This is a genomic window from Agromyces humi (assembly GCF_009720255.1).
Classification (GTDB): domain Bacteria; phylum Actinomycetota; class Actinomycetes; order Actinomycetales; family Microbacteriaceae; genus Agromyces; species Agromyces humi.
The window spans coordinates 1-1,124 of sequence record NZ_WJSP02000657.1; the positions used below are offsets into that span (position 1 = coordinate 1).

A 1,124-nucleotide genomic window follows, 5' to 3' on the forward strand; every position below is an offset into this window, starting at 1 on the left:
CCCGGCCGGCGCCAAGGGCAGGTCGGCGGGCGGGGCTCAGGCGTCGGCGAGCTCGACGAAGCGGCGCAGCATCCGTTGCGGTTCGGTGACGGATGCCGCGGCCAGCCGCTCGCTCACGGCCCGCAACTCGCTCGCCGGGAAGTACCCGTGGTGGCGGTACACCTGCGCGCGGGCCACGAAGTCGTGCGTCGACACCTCGGGATGGAACTGCGTCGCGTAGACCCGGCGCCCCACCCGGTACACCTGCACCGGGCACGCCGCTGACGAGGCGAGCAGCACGGCGTCGGCGGGCAGCCGCTCGGTCGCCTCCTTGTGGCCCACGAGGGCGTCGAACCGGGCGGGCAGCGCGCCCACGAGCGGGTCGGCGACGCCGTCGGGCGTGAGGCGGATCTCGACGGCGGCGGCTTCCTCGCCGTGCTCGGTGCCGACGACGCCGCCGAGCACCCGGGTCAGCACGCCGATGCCGTAGCAGGTGAAGAGCAGCGGGTGGTCGCGGGCGAGGCAATCCTCGGCGAGGCGTGCGAGGTCGGCCTCGACGCGGCGCTGCACCGGATGCTTCGACGTCTCGGCCGTGGTCACGTTATAGGGACTGCCGCCCACCACGACCCCGGCGACGTCGTCGAGCCGCAGGTCGCCGAGGGGATCGACGTCGAGCCGCAGGTGCTCGAGCCGTCCGGCGTCGAGGCCCATGGCGCGCCGCACGGACTCGTACTCGGGGCCGACGGCCTCGACCTCGGGGCGTGCCGAGAGGAAGAGGAACGGCTTCATCGCGAGCGACCGCCTCGCTTGCGCGTGCTGCGCCCCGAGCGGGACGTCGACGCGCGGAGGCCGGCGCGCGAGGCGCCGCCCGTGCCGCCCGCCTTCCCGCCCTTCGCGCCCTTGCCGCCCTTCGCACCCTTGGCCTTCTCGGCTGCCGCCGCCTTCGCGTTGGCCTTCGCCTTCGCCGTCGCCTTCGCGGGCGCCGCGGCGTCCTCGTCGTCACCCTCGCGCCGAGAGCTCCGGGCGGTGCGCCCACGCACCACGCCGACGAGCTCCTGGATGTCGGCGTCGTCGCGCTCCACGCGCCAGACGAGCGCGATGCGTGTCGGCGCGGCATCCGTCAGCGGCACGGCGACGACGTCGCG

At 75.4% G+C, this 1,124-nt stretch carries 1 protein-coding gene and 1 pseudogene; both read right to left on the reverse strand.

The window, feature by feature from the left end:
• Nucleotides 1-36: 36 nt before the first annotated feature.
• Complete coding sequence (locus GH736_RS23275; protein ID WP_159607422.1) at nucleotides 37-768, reverse strand: glutamine amidotransferase; 732 nt, start codon at nucleotides 766-768, stop codon at nucleotides 37-39.
• Nucleotides 765-1,124 (reverse strand): annotated as a pseudogene (locus GH736_RS23280) (hypothetical protein); the annotation flags it as partial. The gene GH736_RS23275 and the pseudogene GH736_RS23280, both read right to left, overlap by 4 nt.

Excerpts from the sequence above, each read along its gene's own strand:
- GH736_RS23275 (WP_159607422.1), bottom strand. The coding sequence starts at position 768 with ATGAAGCCGTTCCTCTTCCTCTCGGCACGCCCCGAGGTCGAGGCCGTC.